Raw genomic sequence first — 19,798 nt, forward strand, 5'->3', positions numbered from 1 at the left:
AAACTTAAAGAGAAATAACAAAACCCATCATTTATCTGGGATCTTAATAAAACAGTAAATAGTTTTTGTACTACAAAGGAATTTCTATCAGCGAAGATGAAGCCTTTTAAATCCACCTCAACTTCTCACAAAATTTGGTAGGTAAAAAGTTATTTGAATTATATTTACTGGTCATTTTCACTTTGACTTTTCAAATAAAACAGCTTGTTCAACCCCTCATAACCCTCCTCCGCCAACACCCTCAACTCTTCACCTAAACTGGAAATAGGATAATCCAGGCATCTATCCATATAGCCCATATAAGTATCTAAAAAATCATTCTCCAAATGCTCTGGTACTTCCATCAGCCGCTTGACCAAATCCATAATACCCAGATGATGTCGATGGCCGGCATCCAAGTCCAAATTATCCAAGCCCTTAACCAGCTGGTTATGCTTGAGATCTTGACGGATCAATTCTCTGATAAGCTCGTCATTTTGAATATTGATCATAATGTTCTTATTAAGTTTAAACAATAGCCTCCTTTATCAGGCTTTTTAAAGTATCATTGCTGTCTTTGAGTTCTCGGAGTATCTCGATTAAGGTATCAAACTGGCTACCATCCATGAGAACTTTCCTTTTTTCGAGTTCATCAAAATACTCAATCAGTTGCCCTGGCCTTATGGTCAAAATATGAATGGGATCAACCTGCACATAATCGGCATATTTTTTAATCAGGTCCACCGTGATTTTGGTTTCTCCACGTTCATATTTGGTATAGGCGGCCTCGCTGATTCCTAAATGAAAAGCCAGCTCCATGGCCTTAAGACTCCTCAGTTTTCTAAAGGTCATCATATTATGTCCTATTGATTGATTATCAAGGAGCGCTTCTTTAAACTGGCTTGGATCACTCATATCTAAATATTAAGTAGTTCTAAATGACGCTTTATCCTAGTTGACTTTATTTGTGATAGCATAATTACTCTGTTATAATCAATGCATTCTTTGTTACTTTTTTTCTTCAGGTAAAAAAAGTAACCAAAAAACCCCGCCGCTATACATCTATTGGGTTAAAATTAAAGCCTTCCCTCATGCAGGCAAACTCCTCCTGTAAAACTGCCAGCCAACTTTTTAATCGGCAATTCGTCAAATCTACCTTTGGCGGCAGACAGGCATGCCTGCCTTTCTGCTTACCCTCTTCTTTAATTTCTTAACACCCAATATCTGCAAGGCGGACCAGCATATTTGTTTGTTTTACCAAATTAATAATAGGCCCAAGTTATTCTTTCTAAACTAAGGCGAACCTATTTTAAAGGTATCATCCTCAAAATTAAGAACTGCAATAATACAATTTATCCACCCTCCCAATTCTAAACTATTCCTACAGGAATAAAATATTCCTTGATTCACCTAACCACCATTTATAAAAACCATTTCCCAAATTCCACCAATTTCCTTAACTTGTCTTTTAGTTTTTTAATAGCCAAGAGTTATGACCAATTCAGCTGCACGAAATATCCATCAGGGACGCAACATCAAACGCTTTAGGGAAATGCTGGGCATCAAGCAAGACGCCTTGGCCCACGAACTGGGAGAAGACTGGTCCCAAAAGAAAATCAGCCTACTAGAGCAAAAAGAGAGCATAGAGGAAAATATTCTAAAGGAGGTAGCAGAAATCCTTCATATTCCTGTTGAGGCCATCCAAAATTTTGATGAGGAGCAAGCGGTGAATATTATTTCGAACACTTTTAATGAAGGATCATTTTTAAATACTGGGCACACCCCTACATTTAATGTTAACCCAATTGACAAATTGCTTCAACTTCATGAAGAAAAAATTGCGCTATACGAGAGGATGTTGAAGGAAAAAGATGAAATGATGGCTAGGTTAGAACGTTTGATTGGAGGTAAATGATTTTATTTAGCCCCTAAGTAATCTCTACTTTTCCAATTCTAAAATATCCCCCTCAAGAATACTTCATCCCATCATCAGACCCGACCTTAAATGGCGTAACATAAAATGTACTGCCATGAAAAAGAAAAAATCTAAAGTGATTGTAGTTGACAAATACAAAAAATACACTGAGATAGGAAACATGTATTCTTCCCGCTGGAGAAAGTTGGACCTATTTATCCCCAGTAACTTCCGGTTACTATGTGCCATTCTAAAAGTAAAGCCAGAAGACATCTTAATGGATTTTATGTGGATGGTATGTTATGGAAATAAGGATGCTACCAACAAGCAAGCCAAATCTGCTCAGAAATACTTTCTGACGGCTCAGTTTGGTCAACCCTCTTATTCTAAAAAAGAAATCAAAAAGATGTTTAAGGAATTAAAAGCTGTCAGAACACTCATTAACACCACCGATAAAATGAATGAAGAAGACCAAGAGCTATTCTGGAAAAATAAGCATATGTATCTAGAATTCTGGTATAAAAGGTGGTTTGAGAAAAACACGAGGAAGGAGGATTTTTCCGTTTTGGAGAAATTCTAGGCTACAATGCATGGTCTGAACTTTTGCCAACATCAAGCGGATTGTTAGGTTTTATGCGGGAGTTATATGGTCTTATTAGGGAGCTTAAACGAAGGTTGAGTTTACACTGGTTATTAAAACAAGGGTAAAAAAATGATCTAATTTACCCTCGTTAATTATGTAAACCATTACCTAAAATTACTAATTTAAATACTTCTACCCTTTTTCCGTCTCTTTTTTTTCTTCTTAGGAATTTGACCTACCTCCCCAGTATCAGGAACAGGCCTAAGCAGCAGATCAAGAATATCAATGGTACCACCAACAATTTGATGACTAAGGTAAATTTCTTTTCGATCTTTTGTTGCTGTTCGTGCTGGTATTGAAGCTCCATCTTTATCACCTCGAGTTTGGAATTCATTTTGATCCCGCACTGATAATTGGTCTCGATCTGATCGTTCAGTCTGTCCTGCTTTCTGCTGATGTGCAGGAGACTGTCCTGCATCTTGGGAATGTACCCCATGAACTCGAGTTGTTTTTTCATCATTTCCTGATAGCCCTCTTGGGTATTTTGATGTTGTTCTTGCGTTTGCCTGGCCAATTGCTTGGCGATCTCTAGTTTGCTCATAGTGTAAGGTATTTGCGATGTTCTTCCATTTGAATTGGTTACCCAAGGATTGTCCTTTGGCCTTGAAACCATCATAGCAATAGGCTACTCCTGATACCCTGCCGGTACTGGCCTGGTTGAACAACAGGTTGGCTCCTGAAGCCTCTACTTGATGGATAAAATCCTCAATGGTATTGGTCCGCTTTAAGGCCTCTGATATTATTTGCTGTAGCACCATTTTCTTTGAGGGTTTACCGGTTCTCATTACCATTTCGATTTCATCCTTATTGGGCGCCTTGACTTTGGCCTCCTTGCTGCTCTTTACTTGCTGCAATCCATATTTCTTTTCCAGTTTTCGCACCAGGCTTTCACTTCTTCTATAATTGTTGCTATCTGAGACCACGGTTCCATCAAATCGGTTTCTCAGTGCCAACAAATGGCAATGGGGATGGTCGGCATCATGATGTCTGAAAATAAAATAGGCATTGTCATCGAATCCCATGCCTTTCAGGTATTCATTGCCTATGGCCAACATTTTATCATTTGATATTTTTTCCTCCTTGCCAAAGCTTAGACTGACATGATAAGTGTTCCGTTTTAGCCTGGGATTCATACTCTTCATCAGCTCTACTTCTTTCTTTACCATTTCCCTGTCCAAACTGGTGAAGTTGGTTTCCAGTACTTCCGCCCGTTTGCTTTCATCACTGGTCAGCATCTTTTTGAGATTATAATCCAGTGCTCCCATAAAGTTTTTGCCGATGGACTGTTTAGCGATCATGAAGCAGCAGTTTGATGACCTGGTCCAGTTTTGTAGAGATGGCGTCAATTGCCTTCATCCTGTCCGCTGGCACCTCAAATTTTGAATTGAGTTGTTTGGCTATCTGGTTGATATTATTACCAATTCTTTTGAGCTCCACATAAGTCTGTTTGTCCAGTTTGGGGACCTTCGCCTTGGGCAACCTGTTTTTGAACACGCAAGCCCTGACCACGTCAGCGGCCGGCATCGCTGCCACCTCGCATAAACTCCCCAGCAGCCGGACCTCTTCTTCGGTCATCCGGAAAGTAAACTTTATATTTCTCTTCTGGTCTGCGGGTTTCTTTGGTCTTCCCATGAGTGAAATGAACGGAGTGAATTTCAGCCTGAGCGGAGCGAAGCAAGCCGTTTTGGTCTGACCAAAACATGGCTTGCTTCGCTCCGACTTGTAAAACGTTCCTACCTTCGCATGCCAACGCTTTTTGACTTTCGATGGTAATCGTTTAGATCCTTATGCCCCAAATAGTTGCCCGATTGGTCAGTGCATTGGCTGAAGTCTTTCAACAATCTTTTTGTCCAGGCCTTGCCTTGTATATCGTTGTCAAGGTAAAGGTTGACCCGTGGAAATCCTGCCAAAATCTTCTTTGCCGCATCCATATTAGACAGGGAATTGAGAACTAAGAAGTCATCTGGCTTCACTTCTTTTTGGTTGCGCTCGTAGAAACTGAGCAGGTCAAAAATTCCTTCGAACATATGAAGGTTGTTGCCTTCTCCTGGATAGTAGCTAATACCCTGGGCACTGCTTCCTTTCCAATAGGCATTCCGAATGGCCCAGCCGTTCTCGTTCCTATTTCCGATCCCGAAATACTTTTTGTCCCCTATGGAATAATACACTTCCATACAGAATCTGGATGCGGTCTCGACACTTACCTTCCGGTGAAGAAGGTAGTCCGTTAAGGTCGGATTGCTTCCAATGGCTTTTACCGACCGGATGGTCATTTTGGATCCTGTTCCTTTTCCATGGGTTCCTGTGGGTGAAAAGAAAAAGAGTTACCAGTAATATCTTCGATGTAATGAAGGGCATCGGAAACCGAAATGCCCGGTTTCAATTTCATGACCAGATCAAGGACCTTTCCGCCATAATTATTGTCCCCAAAATCAATCCATAGATTCTTGGAGGCACTGACCTTAAAGGAAGGTGTGTTTTCTTTCCTGTATGGGGAATGATAGAAATAACTGTCCCCTGAAATCTTTGATGGTTTGATGCCAAGCTTTTCCAGAAAACCAATAATGGAAAGCTCACTTGCTTGTTTGATGTTCATGGTAAGGTTGTTAAATGGTGAAAATGTAAAACATGATTACTACGGATACTACCAGTGCGGGTGTGGTAGGCTTTATTAATTTTCTTATTAGTTGCCCATCCTATCTAATAGCTATAATCTTTGAAGTAGGAAGTACCCTGAATTTCTATTTTTTAAAGCCGTTCTTTTGCCTGCCCGCATTCATGACCTCCGACTTTTTGAAATAAACCCTGGTATTAAAGACATGCTCCTTTAAAAACCCTTCCTTTCGCCAATTATTGATCGTCGTTCGGGACCTACCCAAAAGCTTCATAACTTCAGGGATTTGGATCAATTCATCATCCGGCTCTTGAGCAGGTAAAACGTCCGAAAGCCGAGAGGCAACCGCATCGGCGATTTCATCTACCAATACCTCCTTTTCAATTTGTGTTAAGATTACATCGTTCATGGCATAACTGTTTGATTACACTCCAAACTTGCCAAAACTATCTTTTGGGTAGTTAATCCGGGTATACCCAAGTTTTCAAAAAAGTTAGGTTTCTACCTAGATCCCTATCTCATGCTTGATCCTCTTTTGAAAGTTCCCTTTAAGTTTTTTGAACAGATGGTATTAAAATTTTGGAAAGAGAATTCATGACACGAAAAAAAAGGGCCATTAAAGCCCTCCTTCATCAGCATAGGAATAATAGGATTCACTGGTAACAATTATATGATCCAGAACCGGCAATTCCATCAATTTACCCAGTTTGACCATTCGTTCAGTCAAATTGTTATCGGCATTACTTGGGAATCTATTTCCAGAAGGATGGTTGTGGACCAAAATCATTCCTGAGCTATTCGATTTTACCGCAGCTGCAAAAATGATTTTTGGATCAGCAACAGTTCCAGAGGTTCCGCCCGTCGAGACATCAACGACTCCAAGAACCCTGTTGGAACGATTAAGCAACATCACTTTAAACTGTTCTACGAACTGCAGTTTTGACTTATCCCAGTTTTCCAAAAGGACATCATAGGCTTCTTTGGAAGAGGTGATTTTAGGGACTTGGGAGAGCTTGACTTTGGGCCGGTAACAAAGGACGATTTCGGCTACTTTGTTGGAAACGATGTTTTTGCTTTGGGTATCCATAACATTTCAATTTAAGGTTAGAAATTAATTTGGATACCATCCCAGCTTGAGGGCAATCAAGGCCAAGTGGCAACGGAATAAATGAAGGCCTAGCGGGCAGCCCAGTGTTTATGCCGAACGCTCTTGGCACGCTACAGCAGCCCGAAAGCTAACTTTGTATCTGATTAATGAATAAATTATGCCCCTAATCTTTTGAAATTGTCCTATAAGTATCTACTCTTAACATTGAATTCTAAACTTTTTTACCTATTAGTGCATTTGTAAACGAAGCCATGCCCACAACAAAAAGTAGGGCTTCCTAAAATGCCTTTATAAATTAAACTTTTGGACCAAATAATGAAGGGAAAACTAAATCAATCTTCATATAGAGCTCCTCTTTATAAAAGAAAAGTCATTTTTATATTGAATAATTTTTCTTTCAGAAACACATCTTGCTGCTAACTCTCCCATTTTTTTAAAGTCTGTTGACAATACCGAAACATTAAACAATTTTTTAATTGGAGTATCATTATAACTGATTACACCTATGTCTAGCCCCAAGGCATATTTTTTTGATTTTACTCGAATCATAACTTCTAAAAAATCATTTTCACTAATCACGACATAAGCCTGGCCAGCACTAAAACAACTATCCAGAGATGAGACATCAAACACTTCGAAAGCCAAATCATTTTTTTTACAAAAAGTGATAAAGCCTTGTTTCACTTCTATGGGATAGCTATGAAAATAGCTTTTTGGGTATATAAGATTGATCTTTCCATATCGCTTGATTTCATTAATCGCTTGAGTAAGGGCCAAATTGATATCCTTTTCAAAATCCTGATAGATGCAACTATAATTTTCTTTTAGATCAGGAATTTTCTTTTCTAAAACAATCAACTTTTCCCTTGGGATATTTTCTATACGTTCAAGGATTTGTTTAGGTAGCCCATAATGTTCTTTCTTAGGAACATGAAATAATGGTATAACCACTACATAATCATAGTTTTCGAATGAAGTTCCTAATTGGTCCATAAATATATGGACATCATTAAAAAAGAGACGAAATTCAATATCATAATCTTTATTTAGAGCTTCCTGCATTGTTTTAAAAACCTCTAATTTATAAGGACTTACTTTATTGACTAAATAGAGTATTTTCCCCACTTGATGTAGGACTTTCTTTTTATTCACATAGTAACCTTTTGAAGGTTCAGCCATCACTACGCCTTTCTTCCGGAGCCAATTATAGGCCTTCTCAATTGTGTCCCTTGATAGATATAACCGCTCACTCAACTCGTTTATTGAAGGAAGTTTATCCCCATTGGATATTTCTTCAATGTAAATAAGAGAATAAATTCTATTGGCTACTTGTTGATATTTAGGAACTCTTGAACCTTCATCGATTTTGATATCAAAGTTCTTCATAAAGTCCTCTATTTTCCATTAATTAATATAAACAAAATTTATTATTTGATCATTTTCAAACCTTGACCCGTGTTTTCACTGCACCTTACCACGGACCGAATGAAAGGTCACGAGTAGAGAAACTCTGCCCCAACGAATAATAGCCACCTTAAGTTCTTATCCTGTGAGTACGGGTCGAATTTGACTTTTTTAATAAGCCCTTTTTACATCGTCCATGATCAGCACCCAATCGTGCTCGTTGCCCTGAGAAGGTGGAGTGAATTTTCTAACGCCTTTGTTTTTGTAAACTCCGGCGATGGTTGTTTCGCCGGTTCTGGGGTTGTACCAACTGGCCTTTACTCTTTTTCCCGATATTCTGCCCATGACAACTTCAAAGGGATGTCCTGAAGAGGAATAGATAAAGGCGTAGTCGTTTCCTCGTGTAGCCATAACGCGCTCCCGGTAATGATCAGAACTGCTCACGATCATAGATGGATCAGGTATGCGGTCCAGCATCGGGCGCGACTCCATCAGCTTTCTTACAAAAGTCATAGAACTGGCACCAGGCAGATCCAGCGATTCATACCAGGGTCTGGTAGCGGAAATGTGGCGTTTGCGCTCTGGGGCATACATTTGCCAGACGTTGTTGCACCCATAAGTATGACCGTGTGCTCCTGCGAATAAGCTGAGATAAGCCTTTCTTCTTACATCGTTCGGATCGGAGTAACCATTTTTTTCCAGATCAAAGCAGACAGGGATCTCTTCATACATCGGTTCTCCATCCATCGTAGGTTTTACTGGCTTCAGGTTGTAGTCGTGGCTTATCTTTTCCCATACTTTTGTGTCGGCACAATGGCTGGTCTGGAGCATATTAAAGTCCAGCCATTCGTCTTCATGAAACCAGGTCGACGACGCGGTCTGCGGGTGAAATGTCATTAATGCCTTGTCATTTCCGCCCACAGTTTCCACAATCCCTCTGGCCATCGCCCGCCAGATCTCTACATCGTCGCTGTCTTCTCTGGGATTTCTATCCCCGCCTATTACCCAAATGATATTGCGATTGTGCTTGTACCGGTTGCCGATGAACCTGCCATATTTATAAGCATTTTCCGGATTAAAAATTTCAGGACCTACACCCCACTTGTTTTTGAAGACTTTATCTCCCCAGGTGGGCAACAGCGCAATGTGCAAATTCAGCTCAGCCGCCTTTTCAATGACAAAATCCACGTGCTTGAAATACGCTTCGTTGGGCTTTGCGGGATCATTGTCAGTCAAAGGAAGCTCTCCGTAGGCGTTTGGTTCTTCCAGTCCGTTATGCTCGGCAAGCACTACCGCCTGAATTACCGTAAATCCTTTGCCAGCTCGGTCTTTCAGGTACAGGTAAGCCTCTCCCCTGTTCAGCCGGTGGAAAAGTTCCCAGGCCGTGTCGCCAAGATAGAAAAAAGGTGTCCCATCCTGGTAGACAAGAAAGCGGCCATTGTCGCTCACCCTCAGGTCCGATTGGGCGAGACTGCAAAGAGAAAGAAGAAGGGCCGAAAAGGTGAAAAATAACGTTTTCATAAACCTGTTGATCATCAATGATTGCTTACAAATTTTCTTTATTTCCTTTTGAACTCCGATATTTTTTCCTGCGGAACAAGCACTTTGTGCACTTTTTCCACCGTCAGTTCTTTTTCAAGATCGAAACCGGCAGATTTCCTGATATCTCTGGAAGAAGCCCCCACATGGACGGTATATTTTCCGGCTTCTGCTATCCAGGCACTTCGTTCCGAAACGAAAGAAGCAAGCGAGCGTGCATCCAGCACGAAAGTAATGGTTTGCGATTCGCCGGGCGCCAATAATTTCGTTTTTGCAAAATTCTTCAATTCTTTCACTGGCTTGTCCATAGCTTTGCCGGGGGCAGCCAGATACAACTGCACCACTTCCCGTCCCGCCTTGTTGCCTGTGTTTTTGATATCTGCCGTTACTTCAATTTCATTTTCAAAAGTTTCTGAACCCAGTTTCAGGTTGTCGTAAGAAAAATCGGTGTAAGACAATCCAAACCCAAATTCATAAGCGGGATTAACCGCAAACGAATCGTAATAGCGATAGCCTACGTAAATCCCCTCCTCGTGCACCACCTTCTCCGGATTTTCGGCAGGTGTGCCGGGAAAATTCTTCGTAGTGGGAACGTCAGGGTAATCCAGGGGAAAAGTTGTCGCTAATTTTCCGGAAGGATTTACTTTCCCGGTGAGGATATCCGCCATAGCATTGCCACCCTCCTGCCCCGGTTGCCAGGCCAGCAATATCGCATCCGCCAGTTCTCTCCAACTTGCAGTCTCAATTACTCCGCCAATATTCAGCACTACCACCACTTTCTTTCCTTTTGCTCTAAATGCTTCAGATACGTTCTTCAGCAGGTTCTTTTCCTCTTCCGTCAGGTAAAAAGTTTCCAGCTTCCGGTCTCCTCCTTCGCCAAATACCCGCATTATGCTCACCATGGCGATATCGGATTCCTCCGCATTCTGCCGGATCAGGCTCGCATCCAGCGGCAATTCGCCCAGAATGCTGTCGGGTTTTGGCATGGCGGTGATCAAACTATCCGCTTCAAGGTTTTGTGGTTTTCCTTTTTTCAGGTAATCGGTGTATTTTTCGTGAAGCGCTGCATCAATTTCGTAACCCGCATTTTCCAGTCCCTGAGCTAAGGATATGCTGTACTCGTTGTTGACCATTCCGCTGCCCGTGCCCCCTACGGTCAGTTTGTAGGAATAATTTCCGAAAGGTGCCACCTTTTTAATATCCGGCTTTAATGGCAGGATGTCAGCATCATTTTTTAACAACACCATGGATTCTCCTGCAGCTTCACGGGCAATTTTTATACTTTCTTTAAAATTTGGTTTATTAGAGTAAGGATAATCTTTATAAGTAGAAGTTCGGGTGATTACATCCAAAATCCGAGCGATATTCCGGTCCACCAACTCCTTCTCAAGACTGCCGTTTTCCAGCGCTTCGGCGATGGCATCTGACCAGTCCTGCAACCCCGGCATCAGCAGGTCGTTGCCGGCTTTCATTTGCTCCACCGGATCATCACCGCCGTACCAATCGGTAAGTACAAATCCATCAAATCCCCATTCTTTTCGCAAAATGATTTCCAGCAATTCTTCGCTCTGCGGCGTATAGGTGCCGTTGACTTTATTATAGGACGACATTACCGTCCAGGGATCACCTTCTTTCACGGCTATTTCAAAACCCCGCAGATAAATTTCCCGCAGCGCCCTTTCGCTTACAACCGCATCTATGGTTCTCCTGTTTGTTTCCTGGTTATTCGCTACAAAATGTTTGATGGCCGTGCCAATTCCCTGCGATTGTATACCCCGTACCAACGCGGCTCCCATTTTTCCGGAAATCAGCGGGTCTTCGGAATAGTATTCAAAACTTCGCCCTCCCAGCGGGTCGCGGTGAATGTTCATGGCTGGCGACAGCAAAATATCCACGCCGTATTCCAGCGCTTCATGGCCCATAGCGTTCCCCACTTTTTCCACCAACTGCGGATCCCAGCTGGACGCTACCAAGGTCCCCACGGGAAATGCCGTGCAATAGTAGGTTTCCGGATCGTTCGGCCGGCGTGGGGCTATGCGCAGTCCTGCAGGGCCATCCGACAGCATAATGGAAGGGATGCCCAAATGAACAAACGGATAGGTGTAACCGCCCACTGCTGTTATATTTTTCTGTTTTCTTCCCGGCAGGGGCACTGGCACTACCTCCCTCCTTTTGGCGCCGGTCACCATCAGCGATTTTTCTTCTATGGTCATAGCATCTATAACTTCCTGTACCGGGCTTTCGCCCAGCCTGGGGTGTTTATCTGTTGTACAGGATAGATTTATAGTGAGGAAAGAAGAGAGAAGTAAAAGGGTTGAGTATTTAATATGATTAGAAAATTTCATTTTTTAATATTTAGAATCTACTGATTAAGAGAAGATGTAAGTTGCTATTTATCGTTTGTCCGCAAACCCGACAGGCTTTCCTTTTTTCTCGATAAAAAAGGAACAAACCCCGAAGGGATCCCTCTGGAAAGATCAAGTCTGTGAATTAAAATGCTAACATTTGAACGTATTCGATTCAAGGCCGGAATACATGGCGTTAGTCCATCCTTCGAAAACTACATGTTGGTATTTCTTGTTGATGGTGACAGAAGCAGCAAATTTTGAAGCCAATTTTGCTGCTCCCGACACATTCAAAACCATTTTACAATTTCACTGGCGATCAGTTCGTGCCCCCGGCGATTGGGATGATTTACATGCGACATATAGGCCTTAATATCTCCTTCTTCACGAGCCTTCTTTTGAAACTCCGCAAACGGATCTGCCAGGCCGACGCCATATTTGGCCGCCAGTTTTCTGATCTGCTCCGCATGCTGCTCCAGCTGATTGCCCGGCGCCAGCATATCGTGCCGCTGGTCGGGAGACGGCGTAACGAGGATCACCTTTAAGTTTGCTTCCAATGCTTCCCCGATCATCTTTTCCCAGGCCACTCCGGCCCTTTCCAGACCAATGCCCAGATCGTTCAGCGCGTAATCGATAAACAGCACATCGGGTTTATGAGGCAGCACATCAGTGGTGACCCGCGGCTGCCCTTTTTCGGAATACTCCCCGCCAATGGCCGTCACGATGACATTCACCACGGCATGCGGATACATTTGTTTTACTTTAGCAAGTACAATATTAGGGTAAGAATCAAGGGTGTGCACTTCAGAATTGTGCCAATAACCCGCCGGCACAGAATGCCCGTGAAAGACCAGGTTGATCGTTCTGTTATTGGGCCAGCGGGTGGTCAGCTCTTTTTTAAGGTCTGAAAGATAGGTGGCGGTATCTGCCACTTTCTGGTTCTGCGCCACGGAACATGTGGACATCATGAAAATCGAAAATGCAAAAATTATAACTCTCATTTTAAAATTATTTACCAGGATACCACCAGCTCGCCGGTCACTCCTTCCACTACATAACTGTTACCAAACTCTTTTTCTCCTTTTTTAGAAGATATCTTTCCTGTTTTCCAGGGATATCCGCTATTCAGGTAGAAATTGATCTCATCTTCTGAAATTCCTTCGTCGGGATATATCCTTACAGTCGCATTTTCAAGTCCCGAAACCTGCAACCTCCGGGTAATTCCCAGTTCGCCCGAATGCATTTCTTTACAGGATACTATTCCATTTTGCTGTTCCACAAATACGCGACACTCGCGATTCCAGGCCGTAGGAAAAGAATAGGTCGCAAAACCGTCTTGCAATTCCGTGTCGTAGCCCAACAACACTGGCGCTCCCTGACCAAATTTAAACCGGTGATCCACCGTAGTGTTCGGCACGTATCCGGCAAAGAAAAACCCATTGTTGCTGCGCGAAATGCTCAGCACCGGACTTTTTACCGCAGGATCGCGTTTGTCCACGGCATATTCCAACCCGCACTCTTTGAGCGCATAGCGCAAATAAGAAGGCCCGGTGAAATATTTTGCGGGATCGTCGGGCTCCAGCAACCGCTCCCCTTCAAAATGGCTGGAATTTGTGCCGCGCAAATAAATGACCTTCCCGTCTTTCCAACCGGGATGCTGCCTCACCCAGAGCGCATCGCGCGAATGATTTCCCTGCGACATTTTTACCAAAACACGCGTGTAAGGATCCTTCCGGTCTTTTACCTGGCTTCTCAAACCGCCGCCTGAAAACAAGGCGTCGTGCCGGATCGTTTTCGGATATTTCTTTTTCAAAATATCGTTTTCATAATTCCCTGTAATGCTAAACTCTCCCTCCAGCGGGTCATCATTCCTGAGATTAACTAGCGAAAGAAACTCCTCGCCTGCACGATCCGACGGCCCATAGATGATCACTTTTCCACCACTTTTCACAAATTCCATCAATTGTTTTTCATACTCCGATCCGGCATCGGGAACAATGGTCATCAGCACCGATTCGTCGAATAGATCCGGCTGATTTTGTAAAGCAGACTTAAAATTTCCGGTGGAGATCACTGTATTCAGTGGCAACCCATTGTTGATGGCCTGGCGGATAAACCAATCGCCATAGTAAATTTCTGACAGGCGATCTGGCTGCATACGTGCCCACTGATGGTATTCTTCAAAGGGATATACCCAGACCAGGGGACCCGGAGCCGTGGGGGCATCGTACCTGGCTTTCAGGATATGCGGTATTACCTCGTCCGGAACCTGGGTGGGCATATTCCCATAAGAATCATCTATCGTTAAAAAGTTCAAATGTGTGGGTAGCGCCACTTCTCCCTTCCCGTTGATGCGGGCCACCGACATGGGCAGGTAAATATCGTGAGGCTCACGGCCATAGCGATCAAGCCATGGGCTGTTGAGCCACCAGGGATCGTGTGTATAGTACCGGAAAATATAACGGTCATCGGGCAGCTCTGCCATTCGCGACAGGTATCCGACCAGCTCCAGTCCGAAATCGCCGTCGAGCGCCGCCCAGGGAGAATTGGGCGGCGGCAGTATGTTGAAATCACCTTCATAAATGGCCTTTAGGTCAACGCCGTCCTTGGCCAGGTCGACCCCTGTGGAGAGGTTTGTGCCGCGGGTTTCAATCCTGAAACCAGAACATTCCTTGCGAAACAGGCTCCAGAAGTCGATGATCTTTTTGCGGGTATCTTCCAGCTTATCCGCATTGAAACCAGTACCGGTGAAAATAGTTCCTGTAGACGCCCAGGGCTCCATGCCAAACCCGAATCCATTGCTGAACCAGATATAATCAAAATCCAGGTCTGACAGGAAATGCTGGCTCTGGCGGCCAAAGAAAGTGCCAAAAGGCGTACCCCCGGGGATACCGTTCGGAAACCCAGCGTATGCAGCGTCATCGGCATTCAGCGTAGCATAGCTAAACACAAATGATTTGTGCCCCATAGCACTGCCTTCCAGTATTTCCGGATGCTTTTCATACTTGAAAGGCGATTTGGCAAATTCAGGCCCGGGATCGAAAGTAGCCCCGATCCTCACTGGCTTTCCGGTAATCGCCTCTCCTGTTTCTTTCAGTGTATTGACAATAAGTTTAAGATCTTTGTAGGTAAAATCCGGCGGATTTTCCATGTACAAATAGGCCCGCTCGTGAAGCGACAGCTCTTTAGGACCGGAGCCCACTTCATGTTCTGTGTTTGGATTTCCGATATATTTGGACCATTCCAGCGGCTGGTTGAGATCTCCCGAATAATCGAGTATTTCCGAGCCATCTGCCGTCCAGAGCATCACCGAAACGGTATCGGCGTGCCTGAGCAAAGAATGCCACTGGGTAAACATTTCCGACGCTACTTTTTTAAAGTAGGCTTCATCGTTTTGCTTGAAAGGCTTCAAAGAGGCTTCCAGTGTAATGTTGTGGAACGGTTTTCCTTTTAATGATGTTTCCACCAACGGACGAGGATCCTGCCCGGGTGTTTTATTAGAAATGCCGCTGCATCCCTCCAGTACCAGCAGCAGCGAAATCAACACTAAAATTTTACTTTTAAACATATGTAATCTTAAATTTATCTGCTCTCTAAAAATCTTCCTCATCGGGATTTGATCCCGGTGAGGAACATATCATTAACTGATTAATATCCGGGGTTCTGTTTCATTTCAGGATTGATCTCAATTTCCCTTTGCGGGATTGGCATTATCAACTCGTGATCTTTTACTGAGAAATTTACACCTTTATTTTTAAAGTAGTCGTCGATCTCTTCCTGCGCGCGCGCTGTCCGCACCAGGTCAAACCAGCGGTGGGCCTCAAAAGCCAGCTCCACCCTTCGTTCGTGTGCTATCGCTTCCCGCATGTCTTCCTGGCTAAGCCCAAGGTGCGGTGATAAATCAACCCTGTCCCTCACCGCATTTATATATTCTTCGGCATCTTCCGGCTTGCCCTGCTCATTGAGCGCTTCGGCGTACATCAGCAAAACATCGGCATACCTCAAAACCGTAAAATTGATAGAACCATCCCGGGGATTTTCCAAGTTCAGGTCCACAAATTTCAACCCGTGACGAGCGTAAAATTTCTCTTCTGAAGCCGGGGCGATCGTATCGCCTACGGATGCTCTTTTTCTCTCTCCTTCTTCATAGGCATTCATCAGATCGAGTGTCGGATTGATCCTGCCGGAGCCCTGCTGGTTGTTGGCCAACAAGCCTACCGTGGCCGGTGTAAACAACACTGAATATTGATTGCCCAGGTTATCTCCGGATATAAATTTCAGTTCAAAAATTGATTCAGAAAGATTTTCGTTGCCCGCGGAAAACAGGCTTTTGTAATCGTCTACCAGAGAATAATCCTTGGAATCGATCACTTCCTTAAGCTTTGGTGCGGCCAGATCGTACTTCTTTTGGGTAAGATAAACTTTTCCCAGGAGCGTTTTCACCGTACCGACCGAGACGTATCCTTTGTCGGGATTCATGGCTTCCGGCAACAACGATTCCGCATCCTTCAAGTCGATTTCGATCATCGTGTAGACCTCCTCCTTGGATTTCAGCGAAAGATCAGAGGCATAAATTTCTTCCGGACTACGAAATTCCACGTCGGCAACGGGAGCTTTCCCAAAAGTCTGCACGAGGAAGAAATAGCAGAAAGCCCTGATGAACCTCGCCTCGCCCATTATCCGGTCGTTTACTTCCTGATCAATGTTAGCCGTATTCAGCCGGTTGATGATCACATTGCACCGGGCAACTGTATAAAGCGCCTTGTTCCACGCATTTTCAATGATCGGGTTTTCGGAAGTGATGATCATTTCGTCAAATTCCACTTCGGCTGCAGACGATGAAGAAATGGAAATCTCCGCATTGTCTGACGTCAGCTCACCGATATAAAACATCTCGGACGTATACAGGCCTTTGAAAGAGGCGTATATTCCCAACATCGAGGTTTCAAAATCATTTTCCGTAAGGTAATAATTCTTGTCATTGATCTGGTTTTCCGGCTCCAGCTCCAGGAAATCTGCGCAGGAAGTGAAGGCAAGCAAGAGGAGCAGTATGAATATGTAATTCTTCATGATCTTAATATTTTGTGGTTAAAATGACACCCTCAGTCCTAAAGTGAATATCCTCGGTATGGGATAGGAGAAATAATCTATACCGCTGGCTGCAATGTTGTCGCCGGTAGAGCTGGCCTCCGGGTCATAGCCGGGATAGTCTGTGAAGGTATAGACATTGGAGATATCTCCGTACACAGACAGTCCGGAGAGGTTAATTTTTTCCAATGTTTGCCGCTGAAATGTATAGGAAAGATTAATGTTCTTGATCCTGACATAAGATCCGTCAAACAAATACCGCGAATTGGAGCTTATCCCTTTCGCGTAATCACTCCTGATGGCACGGGGCGTGAAACCGTTGCCGGGGTCGTCCAAAGATTTCCAACGCTCATCGGTAACGGCCAATTGATTTTGTACGCCTGCCGCATTGAGGATGATCTCGCCGCCCTGGAAGTACACGTCATTGCCCTGAGACCCCGTCACACTTATGCTGAGTGCGAAATTGTCATACTCCAACCGGTTATTGAACCCAAAGGTATAGTCGGGCCAGGGATCGCCTACAAAGGTTTTGTCGTCGTTGGTGATCACCCCATCACCGTTGACGTCTTCAAACTTCAGGTCTCCCGGTTGCACGTCGGGATGTTGTTTCGGATGGGCATCCACATCGTCCCAATCCTGAAATACACCAATAGCATGCAGCATGTAAAAGCTGGAAATCGGCCTTCCTACTTCTGTAAACTGGTAGGCAGAATTTTCAATTCTGGCATTATCTGAATTGAGTACCAACACTTTATTTTTGTTTACCCCGATATTGAAATTGGAGTTCCAAGAGAAATTCCCTGTGTTGACGACAACGGCATCCAATGTGAATTCCAACCCTTTGTTTTCCAGCTCGCCAATGTTTTGGGTGGACGCTGAAAACCCTGAAATCGCTGGCAAAGAGGCGTTAAGCAGCAGATCTTTTTTATGATTTTTATAGGCATCAACAGAAAGTGTGAGGCGATTGTCGAACAAAGCGACATCCAGCCCGATGTTGGTTTGCAGCGATCTTTCCCAGGTGAGGTTTTCATTTGCCAGGCTTTGGGGAATGATCCCTAGGGCTGCCTGGTTGCTTGAAACATACCGCGTAGTGCCCAACAACCCGATGTGCGCATAATTTCCGATAAGGTTATTTCCAGAAACTCCGTAGCTGGCCCTTATTTTCAGATTATCGATAAAGGTGACAGATTGCATAAAAGGCTCTTCAGATATCCGGTACCCCACCGAAAATGAAGGGAATGTACCCCATCGGTTATTGGGGCCAAACCTCGAGCTTCCGTCGCGGCGCACGGTACCGGTAACCAGGTATTTCCCTTTGTAAGTATAGTTTACCCTGGCCAACAAAGAAAGCATGGACCATTCCGAAACATAGTTGGTTCCGGCGTTTACGTTTCCTCCTGCGAGGTATTCGATATGGTCGGTGGGAAAATCAGTGGCGCCTGCCTGTAACCAATCCGTTTTGTCTTTTTGCGCAGTGAAACCGACAATGGCATCCACATCGTGAACTCCATTGATCGATCGACGGTAGTTAAGCACATTTTCGTTTAACCAATTCAGATTTGTTCTTTGGTGAACACCCGCTGTGGCCAAACTGGTCTTGGCACCCCATTCACCAATTTCAGAAGATTTCCATAGCCTGGTATGGTCGGCTATGTAGTTTATCCCTATGGAAGATTTAAGCGTTAAGCCTTCGACAATTTCATATTCCAGATAGTTGTTGGTAAATACATTGGTAGAACTGCGCGTGTCACTAAACTCATCAATGATCAACAGTGGATTTTCCACCGGCACGCCCAACGGGTCCAGCAGCTCTGAAGTATAGTTTCCGTTTTTATCATAAACCGAAAGCGCTGGGGAGCTGGCCAATGCTGCCGATATTAGTCCGCGCTGGCCCAGATGCCCCTCCGCTCTGGCAAACTTACCCCAGGAATGCGATCCAGCTATAGAAATCCCCAGCTTGAGCCTTTTGGTAAGGTAAGCGTCAATATTGGATCGCAGGTTGAATTTCTTAAAATCCGATCCTTTAATGATTCCCTCCTGATTAAAGTATCCACCGGAAACATAATAGTCAACCCCTTCCTTACCTCCACTAGCCGAAAGCTGGTAACTTTGGACAACCGACGGACGGAAAATAACATCCTGCCAGTTGGTGTTTACGGTGATGGCTTCCGGGTTTCGGAATTCAGGTTTTACTCTTGTACCGGCAGATCTTACTTCATTGGGATCTGAAGCGTTGCCACCCGAAAGCACCCAGGCATTATCCCTTCCATCAGCCACAAATTCAGCAAATTGGCGGGCATTTAGCATGTCCAGCTTATTGGCTATCATTTGTACGCCATTGCTAGCATCGAAGTTAATTTTAGATTGTCCCTGCTTTCCTCTCTTCGTGGTAATAATGACCACTCCATTTGCCCCCCTGGATCCGTAAATGGCTGTTGCTGAAGCATCTTTCAGTATCTCTATGGATTCGATATCCGCAGGGTTTATATTGGTCAGGGGATTTATCTTGCTGGCCGTGTTTTGTGCCATCCCCCCGGAGGAAAATGAATTCCCATTGAAACTGCTGACATCCGAACCTGATCCGCCTGCGCCCATGGCAAAACCGTCAATCACATACAGCGGTTGGTTGCCACCGGTAATCGAGCTAACACCCCTGATGACAATGTTTACATTACCGCCAGGAGCTCCTGTTGTTTGGGTGATCTGTGTTCCCGCAATTTTTCCCTGCATCATCTGATCGAAACTTGGAGAAGGTATGGATAAAAGCTCCTTTCCGGAAATGGTACCTACGGCACCGGTAAGATCGCTTTTTTTCTGCGTTCCATACCCAACCACCACCACTCCTTCCAGGCTCTTAAGATCTTCCTCCAACGCAACATCCACGGTAGTCTGGTTCCCGATCTGTACCTCCTTGCTAAGGTATCCGATATACGAAAAGATCAGAGTGGCATTCGCGGGAACGGAGATGCTGAATTCTCCTGAATCATCTGAGACCGTGCCATTCGTGGTTCCTTTCTGCACTATGGTGGCCCCAATGAGCGGCTCTCCTTCAATAGCGTCGGTTACCCTGCCGCGGACAGTAGGTTGCGCGGCGAGCTGATGTGACAATACCGCAAAGCAAAGAGTTATCCAACCCCATCCTAAGATTTTTTTTCTATTCTTT

Annotated in this window: 17 protein-coding genes; 2 read left to right on the forward strand and 15 right to left on the reverse strand. The window is 44.3% G+C overall.

The features are described 5' to 3' along the window. Positions 1-164: 164 nt before the first annotated feature. Both ECHVI_RS01895 and ECHVI_RS01900 read right to left on the reverse strand, forming a co-directional pair. Positions 165-491: a hypothetical protein gene (locus tag ECHVI_RS01895; RefSeq protein WP_015264242.1), complete on the reverse strand. Its 327-nt coding sequence runs from the start codon at positions 489-491 to the stop codon at positions 165-167. Positions 492-507: 16 nt separating this feature from the next. Next, on the reverse strand, positions 508-894 hold the full coding sequence (locus ECHVI_RS01900; RefSeq protein ID WP_015264243.1) for a helix-turn-helix domain-containing protein: 387 nt from the start codon (positions 892-894) through the stop codon (positions 508-510). Positions 895-1,471: 577 nt separating this feature from the next. On the opposite strand from ECHVI_RS01900, the gene ECHVI_RS01905 reads away from it, so the two are divergent. Then, positions 1,472-1,894 (forward strand): helix-turn-helix transcriptional regulator, encoded by a 423-nt coding sequence (locus tag ECHVI_RS01905; protein ID WP_015264244.1) that lies wholly within the window; start codon positions 1,472-1,474, stop codon positions 1,892-1,894. A gap of 115 nt (positions 1,895-2,009) precedes the next feature. Then, entirely contained in the window at positions 2,010-2,474 is a 465-nt protein-coding gene (locus tag ECHVI_RS01910; RefSeq protein ID WP_015264245.1) for a hypothetical protein, read from the forward strand. A 185-nt stretch (positions 2,475-2,659) separates the two neighbouring features. Here ECHVI_RS01910 and ECHVI_RS01915 read toward each other — a convergent pair whose 3' ends face one another. From ECHVI_RS01915 to ECHVI_RS01975, 13 genes are all read right to left on the reverse strand, one after another. Continuing rightward, the gene (locus ECHVI_RS01915; protein WP_015264246.1) at positions 2,660-3,835 is read right to left on the reverse strand and encodes a relaxase/mobilization nuclease domain-containing protein; all 1,176 of its coding nucleotides are present in this window, start codon (positions 3,833-3,835) and stop codon (positions 2,660-2,662) included. Further along, positions 3,825-4,169: a plasmid mobilization relaxosome protein MobC gene (gene mobC / locus ECHVI_RS01920; RefSeq protein WP_015264247.1), complete on the reverse strand. Its 345-nt coding sequence runs from the start codon at positions 4,167-4,169 to the stop codon at positions 3,825-3,827. The genes ECHVI_RS01915 and mobC overlap by 11 nt, the downstream gene beginning before the upstream one ends. Positions 4,170-4,270: 101 nt before the next feature. Further along, positions 4,271-4,810, reverse strand: a complete 540-nt coding sequence (locus tag ECHVI_RS24000; protein WP_041738254.1) for a toprim domain-containing protein — start codon at positions 4,808-4,810, stop codon at positions 4,271-4,273. After that, positions 4,807-5,133 (reverse strand): CHC2 zinc finger domain-containing protein, encoded by a 327-nt coding sequence (locus tag ECHVI_RS24005; RefSeq protein ID WP_041738255.1) that lies wholly within the window; start codon positions 5,131-5,133, stop codon positions 4,807-4,809. The genes ECHVI_RS24000 and ECHVI_RS24005 overlap by 4 nt, the downstream gene beginning before the upstream one ends. Before the next feature lie 145 nt (positions 5,134-5,278). Further along, positions 5,279-5,560 (reverse strand): helix-turn-helix transcriptional regulator, encoded by a 282-nt coding sequence (locus ECHVI_RS01935; RefSeq protein WP_015264249.1) that lies wholly within the window; start codon positions 5,558-5,560, stop codon positions 5,279-5,281. 207 nt (positions 5,561-5,767) lie between these two features. Further along, positions 5,768-6,238 carry a JAB domain-containing protein gene (locus ECHVI_RS01940; RefSeq protein ID WP_015264250.1) on the reverse strand — a complete coding sequence of 157 codons (471 nt, stop codon included), beginning with the start codon at positions 6,236-6,238 and terminating at the stop codon, positions 5,768-5,770. Between the two features lie 360 nt (positions 6,239-6,598). Further along, on the reverse strand, positions 6,599-7,645 hold the full coding sequence (locus ECHVI_RS01945; RefSeq protein WP_015264251.1) for a GntR family transcriptional regulator: 1,047 nt from the start codon (positions 7,643-7,645) through the stop codon (positions 6,599-6,601). 189 nt (positions 7,646-7,834) lie between these two features. Continuing rightward, positions 7,835-9,184, reverse strand: a complete 1,350-nt coding sequence (locus tag ECHVI_RS01950; protein ID WP_157501160.1) for a glycoside hydrolase family 140 protein — start codon at positions 9,182-9,184, stop codon at positions 7,835-7,837. A gap of 38 nt (positions 9,185-9,222) precedes the next feature. Next, the gene (locus ECHVI_RS01955) at positions 9,223-11,547 is read right to left on the reverse strand and encodes a glycoside hydrolase family 3 C-terminal domain-containing protein (protein ID WP_015264253.1); all 2,325 of its coding nucleotides are present in this window, start codon (positions 11,545-11,547) and stop codon (positions 9,223-9,225) included. Positions 11,548-11,837: 290 nt separating this feature from the next. Next, positions 11,838-12,548 carry an SGNH/GDSL hydrolase family protein gene (locus ECHVI_RS01960; RefSeq protein ID WP_015264254.1) on the reverse strand — a complete coding sequence of 237 codons (711 nt, stop codon included), beginning with the start codon at positions 12,546-12,548 and terminating at the stop codon, positions 11,838-11,840. 11 nt (positions 12,549-12,559) lie between these two features. Next, positions 12,560-15,115 (reverse strand): hypothetical protein, encoded by a 2,556-nt coding sequence (locus ECHVI_RS01965; protein WP_015264255.1) that lies wholly within the window; start codon positions 15,113-15,115, stop codon positions 12,560-12,562. A gap of 80 nt (positions 15,116-15,195) precedes the next feature. Continuing rightward, entirely contained in the window at positions 15,196-16,617 is a 1,422-nt protein-coding gene (locus tag ECHVI_RS01970) for a RagB/SusD family nutrient uptake outer membrane protein (protein ID WP_015264256.1), read from the reverse strand. Positions 16,618-16,635: 18 nt separating this feature from the next. Further along, complete coding sequence (locus tag ECHVI_RS01975) at positions 16,636-19,743, reverse strand: SusC/RagA family TonB-linked outer membrane protein (RefSeq protein ID WP_157501163.1); 3,108 nt, start codon at positions 19,741-19,743, stop codon at positions 16,636-16,638. Between the last annotated feature and the right edge of the window lie 55 nt (positions 19,744-19,798).

The sequence above is a fragment of the Echinicola vietnamensis DSM 17526 genome (genome assembly GCF_000325705.1).
Lineage (GTDB): Bacteria > Bacteroidota > Bacteroidia > Cytophagales > Cyclobacteriaceae > Echinicola > Echinicola vietnamensis.

What these genes read in the sequence shown, in the direction of transcription:
- ECHVI_RS01895 (WP_015264242.1), bottom strand. Translation starts at nt 491, where the DNA reads ATGATCAATATTCAAAATGACGAGCTTATCAGAGAATTGATCCGTCAA.
- ECHVI_RS01900 (WP_015264243.1), bottom strand. Translation starts at nt 894, where the DNA reads ATGAGTGATCCAAGCCAGTTTAAAGAAGCGCTCCTTGATAATCAATCA.
- ECHVI_RS01905 (WP_015264244.1), top strand. Translation starts at nt 1,472, where the DNA reads ATGACCAATTCAGCTGCACGAAATATCCATCAGGGACGCAACATCAAA.
- ECHVI_RS01910 (WP_015264245.1), top strand. Translation starts at nt 2,010, where the DNA reads ATGAAAAAGAAAAAATCTAAAGTGATTGTAGTTGACAAATACAAAAAA.
- ECHVI_RS01915 (WP_015264246.1), bottom strand. Translation starts at nt 3,835, where the DNA reads ATGATCGCTAAACAGTCCATCGGCAAAAACTTTATGGGAGCACTGGAT.
- mobC (WP_015264247.1), bottom strand. Translation starts at nt 4,169, where the DNA reads ATGGGAAGACCAAAGAAACCCGCAGACCAGAAGAGAAATATAAAGTTT.
- ECHVI_RS24000 (WP_041738254.1), bottom strand. Translation starts at nt 4,810, where the DNA reads ATGACCATCCGGTCGGTAAAAGCCATTGGAAGCAATCCGACCTTAACG.
- ECHVI_RS24005 (WP_041738255.1), bottom strand. Translation starts at nt 5,133, where the DNA reads ATGAACATCAAACAAGCAAGTGAGCTTTCCATTATTGGTTTTCTGGAA.
- ECHVI_RS01935 (WP_015264249.1), bottom strand. Translation starts at nt 5,560, where the DNA reads ATGAACGATGTAATCTTAACACAAATTGAAAAGGAGGTATTGGTAGAT.
- ECHVI_RS01940 (WP_015264250.1), bottom strand. Translation starts at nt 6,238, where the DNA reads ATGGATACCCAAAGCAAAAACATCGTTTCCAACAAAGTAGCCGAAATC.
- ECHVI_RS01945 (WP_015264251.1), bottom strand. Translation starts at nt 7,645, where the DNA reads ATGAAGAACTTTGATATCAAAATCGATGAAGGTTCAAGAGTTCCTAAA.
- ECHVI_RS01950 (WP_157501160.1), bottom strand. Translation starts at nt 9,184, where the DNA reads ATGAAAACGTTATTTTTCACCTTTTCGGCCCTTCTTCTTTCTCTTTGC.
- ECHVI_RS01955 (WP_015264253.1), bottom strand. Translation starts at nt 11,547, where the DNA reads ATGAAATTTTCTAATCATATTAAATACTCAACCCTTTTACTTCTCTCT.
- ECHVI_RS01960 (WP_015264254.1), bottom strand. Translation starts at nt 12,548, where the DNA reads ATGAGAGTTATAATTTTTGCATTTTCGATTTTCATGATGTCCACATGT.
- ECHVI_RS01965 (WP_015264255.1), bottom strand. Translation starts at nt 15,115, where the DNA reads ATGTTTAAAAGTAAAATTTTAGTGTTGATTTCGCTGCTGCTGGTACTG.
- ECHVI_RS01970 (WP_015264256.1), bottom strand. Translation starts at nt 16,617, where the DNA reads ATGAAGAATTACATATTCATACTGCTCCTCTTGCTTGCCTTCACTTCC.